Annotated in this window: 3 protein-coding genes and 1 tRNA gene; 2 read left to right on the top strand and 2 right to left on the bottom strand. The window is 65.4% G+C overall.

The window, feature by feature from the left end:
* Nucleotides 1–4: 4 nt before the first annotated feature.
* Nucleotides 5–77, bottom strand: a tRNA-Lys gene (locus ACIPVK_RS21530).
* 242 nt (nt 78–319) lie between these two features.
* On the opposite strand from ACIPVK_RS21530, the gene ACIPVK_RS21525 reads away from it, so the two are divergent.
* Both ACIPVK_RS21525 and ACIPVK_RS21520 read left to right on the top strand, forming a co-directional pair.
* Nucleotides 320–1,255, top strand: coding sequence for a 2-hydroxyacid dehydrogenase (locus tag ACIPVK_RS21525; RefSeq protein ID WP_407614025.1), 936 nt, complete (start codon nt 320–322; stop codon nt 1,253–1,255).
* A gap of 218 nt (nt 1,256–1,473) precedes the next feature.
* Nucleotides 1,474–3,591 carry a catalase gene (locus tag ACIPVK_RS21520; RefSeq protein WP_407614024.1) on the top strand — a complete coding sequence of 706 codons (2,118 nt, stop codon included), beginning with the start codon at nt 1,474–1,476 and terminating at the stop codon, nt 3,589–3,591.
* A gap of 112 nt (nt 3,592–3,703) precedes the next feature.
* On the opposite strand, the gene ACIPVK_RS21515 is transcribed toward ACIPVK_RS21520, so the two are convergent.
* The gene (locus ACIPVK_RS21515; RefSeq protein WP_407614023.1) at nt 3,704–4,156 is read right to left on the bottom strand and encodes a GNAT family N-acetyltransferase; all 453 of its coding nucleotides are present in this window, start codon (nt 4,154–4,156) and stop codon (nt 3,704–3,706) included.
* Nucleotides 4,157–4,549: the final 393 nt, after the last annotated feature.

The following is a 4,549-nucleotide window of genomic DNA, read 5'->3' as shown; positions in this document are numbered from 1 at the left end:
TCCGTGCACCCCTCGGGACTTGAACCCGAAACCCATTGATTAAGAGTCAATTGCTCTGCCAATTGAGCTAGAGGTGCGACTGTTGTTTTGCTCGGAGTTCGTGGCTCCTGCGCTCTGCAACGACATGAAACTCTACCAGCTTGGCGGCCGAATGCAAACCGAATCGGCTCTTTGGGATTGAGGTCACAAATATAGCTTTGAGTTGGGTCGTTGGGTCCCTTGAAGCCTGCGGCAAAAGCGCGTCATATGTCGGGGTCTTTTGTGACGCCGGGCGTTTTGCCCTTGGGACGGCGTGTGGGGCCGACCTACGCTGAGGGGCATGAAGCCATTTCGCGTTGTGTCCTTTCCCAGCACCGAACTACTTGAGGCCGTGGGCCCCCTGCCCGACGGGCTGAGGGCCGGAGTCTGGGACATCGCCGGGGAGCCGGTGGGCGTGGAGCTGGACGAGATCGACGTGGCGATCTTTCCGTACATGGCCAACATCTCGATGCTCAAGGGCATCGGGCGTGCCCGGAACCTCAAGCTGGCCCAGACTCAGACCACCGGATTCGACGGCGTGCACGACCTGGTGGGGCCAGACGTCGCGGTTGCCACCGCGGCCGGCGTCCACGCCGCAGCAACCGCCGAACTGGCCGTGGGGTTGGCCATCGCGTCGCTGCGCGGCATCGGGGAGGCGGTGCGCGACCAGGCCGAGGGCCGTTGGAACCCCACGCGCTGGCCGGGTCTGGCCGACCGTCGGGTCGCCATCGTGGGCGTGGGCGGCATCGGCGAGGAAATCCGCAAGCGGCTGGAACCCTTCGAAGTGCAGATGAGCCGGTTCGGCACCCGTGCCCGGAGCGATGTGCACGGCGAGATCCTGGCGATCGGCGACCTGCTGGCCCATGCCAAGGACATCGAGGTGTTGATCCTGATCGTGCCGCACAACCCGGGCACCCACCACCTGGTTGACGCCGAGCTGTTGGCGGCGCTGCCCGATGGCGCGGTGGTCGTGAACGTGGCCCGCGGCCCGGTCGTCGACACCGACGCGCTCGTTGCCGAATTGCGGACCGGCCGGCTGCGCTGCGCCTCCGACGTCTTTGACCCCGAGCCGCTGCCGGCAGACCACCCGATCTGGGAATTGCCCAATGCGCTGATCGTTCCGCACAACGGCGGGAACACCGAGGCCTTCCTGCCGCGCATGACGGCGCTGCTGAAGCGCCAGTTGCAGGCGTGGGCCGCGGGAACCGAATCGGAGAACCTGGTCAGCAAGCCCTGATGGCTTCGGTGGCATCCGGCCGGGCATGATCGCCTGGATGCCACCGACGTCGTGCCGCCTGCACTTTCCTTGACGCGCCCCGGGGACCCGGGCCTACGGTGGAGGCGGCGGCGTCCGCATCACGAGCCTTCCCCGCGCAATCGCGCGAAACGCCGCTGGAAGTCAATATTCCATCGAACGAGCCCTTGTCCGGGCACGGTACGAAAGTGAGTTCTGGCATGACTACTACAGGCCCCGAAGCGCCCAGGGAAAGCACTCCGAAGCAGAATGCGGCGCCAACGCATCCCCAGGGAAACGACCTGACCACCAGCCAGGGGGCGCCGCTGCGAGACACCGACCACTCGCTGAAGGCTGGACCCCGCGGCCCGATCCTGCTGCAGGACCACCACCTGCGCGAAAAGATCACCCATTTCGACCATGAGCGGATCCCCGAGCGCGTGGTCCACGCCCGCGGGGCCGGAGCCCACGGCCGGTTCATCGGCTACGGCAGCGGCTCGCGGATCTGCAGCGCGGCCTTCCTGGCCGAAGGCGTGCAAACCCCGGTGTTCGTCCGGTTCTCCACCGTCGCCGGCTCGCGCGGGTCTGCCGACACCGTGCGGGACACCCGTGGTTTCGCCACGAAGTTCTACACGAGCGAAGGCGTGTTCGACCTGGTGGGGAACAACATCCCGGTGTTCTTCATCCAAGACGGCATCAAGTTCCCGGATGTCGTCCACGCGGTGAAGCCACACCCGGACCTCGAGATCCCGCAGGCGCAGTCGGCGCACGACACCTTCTGGGACTTTGTCTCCGAACACACCCAGGCCCAGGCGCACACCATGTGGTTCATGTCCGACCGGGGCATCCCGCGCTCCTACCGCATGATGGAGGGCTTCGGCGTGCACACCTTCAGGATGGTCGCCCCGGACGGGTCGACCTCGCTGGTGAAGTTCCACTGGAAGCCGCGCCTGGGCGTCCACTCGCTGGTCTGGGAAGAAGCGTTGCTGGCCAACGGCGCCGACCCGGACTTCCACCGTCGCGACCTCGCCGAGGCCATCAAGGCCGGCGCCTTCCCTGAATGGGAACTCGGGGTGCAGGTATTCGAGGACAACGAGGAGCAGATGTTCGAGGGCATCGACCTTCTGGATCCCACCAAGTTCGTACCCGAGGAGCTCGTGCCGGTCCAGGCGATCGGGAAGATGGTCCTGGACCGGAACCCGGCCAACTATTTCGCGGAGACTGAACAGGTCGCTTTCCACCCCGGGCACCTGGTGCCGGGAATCGACGTCACCAACGACCCGCTGCTCCAGGTGCGGCTCTTTTCCTACATCGACACGCAGCTCACGCGCCTGGGCGGGCCAAACTTCTCCCAGCTGCCCATCAACCTGCCGCACGCACCGGTCAACGACATGCTGCGCGACGGCATGCACCAGGGGTATATCCACGAAGGCATCGCCCCGTACCACCCCAACTCCCTGGACGGAGGGTGCCCCTACATGGCCGGCGAGGGAACCAACGCCCGAGCGCCGTTCATCGACGTTCCCGAGCAAGTCGCCGAGGCGTTCAAGAAACGCGGCAACCCGGTGTCGTTCGAGGACCATTTCAGCCAGGTCACGATGTTCTACCGTTCGCTGGCCACCCAGGAACAGCTGCACGTGCAGCAGGCGTACTCCTTTGAATTGGGCAAGTGCGCCAGCGAATCCGTCCGCGCCCGCCAGCTGCAGGCGTTGGCAAACATCGATGCCGGGCTGTGCGCCGCGGTGGCGCGGGAACTGGGCAAGCCGGCCCCCGGGGCCAGCATCGAGGTGCCGGACGCGGAGCTGTGCCCGTCGGTGTCCCAGGTCGGCGGCACCTGGCCGGTCGAGGGCAGGACGCTGGGCATCGTGGCCAGCCACTCCACGCCGGCGAAAATTGTCGAGCTCTTGGTGGCCAACGCCAACCTGCAGGGCATGAAGCCGCTGCTGCTGGCGCCCACCGGGGGCAGCCTCGCGGACGGATCGCCCGTGGACCGGACCCTGCTGACCGCCAGGTCCATCGAGTTCGACGCCCTGGTGGTGGCCTCGGCGTTGGCCCCGGCCCCCGATTCCCGGGTTGACCTCGACGCCAAGGCCGGGGCCATCAGGCCGGAGGGTGCGCAGGGCCTGGACCCCCGGTTCGTGCTGCTGCTCCAAGAGGCATACCGGCAATGCAAGGCGATCGTGGCGGTGGACCAGGCCGAGGACTTCTTCGAGGAAGTGGGATTGCCGGCCTCGGGTGTCGGCTTGGTGAATGCCACCGTCGAAGGAGCGGTCCAGGATGCCGCAACGCTCCTGGCCTCGCACAGGGTCTGGGAGCGGTTCGACATCCCGACGTCCTGAGGATGTTGGCCGTTCGGTCTTGGTGCCTCGGTTCGCCGCCAAGCAGACGGCACGCGGGAAGGGTGCGGAAGAATTGATTCCGCACCCTTCCTTGTCCCTTCGGATCGTGGGATCAGGCGCCGCTCAGGCGCGGTTGGCGCGATGCGGCCAACGACGGTTCCGGACTGCTCGGCACTGCTTGGTGCCCCTGGGCAGCGGTACTGCGCCGTTTGGGTGAACCGGTGTAGCGGACCTTGTCCATGGGACTGTGAAGATCCGATCGCGGTGCCAAGAACCTTTCCTGCCACGCCTCGGGGACCAACCGGCGGTACTGCGGATGATCACCAATGAACAGGCGCATGGCAGGGCAGAACGGCATCACGGCCAGCCGACGTCGGCGAGCATCCTCCAGCACATGGAGCAGCAGTTCCTCGATGAGTTCCGCTGACTTGTATCGGCGCTTGAGCTGGGTGTAGTGCAGCCAGAGTTCGTCGCCCTGCATGCCGTATTGGACGAAACCAGCCAAATCACCCAGCTCATAGAGCTGGTATCGGAGCAATTCCCGGTTGTTTTCTATGACCCTCATTGCGCCCGCCCGCCCACTGCGAAACCCAGGCTAAGGGACTGCCCGGCCCGGCCGGGTCCACGCAAACAACTGGAGGATAGGAATCGTACTGCGGGTTTACACGGCGGCATGCCAACAGAAAGGTTCATGGAGTGCTCCAATCGAAGAATCCATGGCCCACTGCTGAACCGATTACAGGTTACAAAGTTGTAAGTGTGAAGGCAAGGGCAAACATTGAACTTCATAAAGCCATTTGGTGGCGCGATCCATTCCCATTAAAAGAAGCCGTCGTGAGCCCGCACAGCGGCTTGGGTAGGGCGTATGGAGCGTTGGGGCACCGCCGCTCCTGATACCGGATGGGCAGGGGTCCTCGGGAGGAGCTGTGCCGTGCGCCTGCCGCGAGGACGGCAGGCG

The sequence above is a fragment of the Paeniglutamicibacter sp. MACA_103 genome (assembly GCF_045798555.1).
In the GTDB taxonomy this organism is placed as follows: Bacteria; Actinomycetota; Actinomycetes; order Actinomycetales; family Micrococcaceae; genus Paeniglutamicibacter.
Note: the sequence above shows the minus strand (reverse complement) of the source record. Positions and strands in the feature narration are given on the sequence as shown.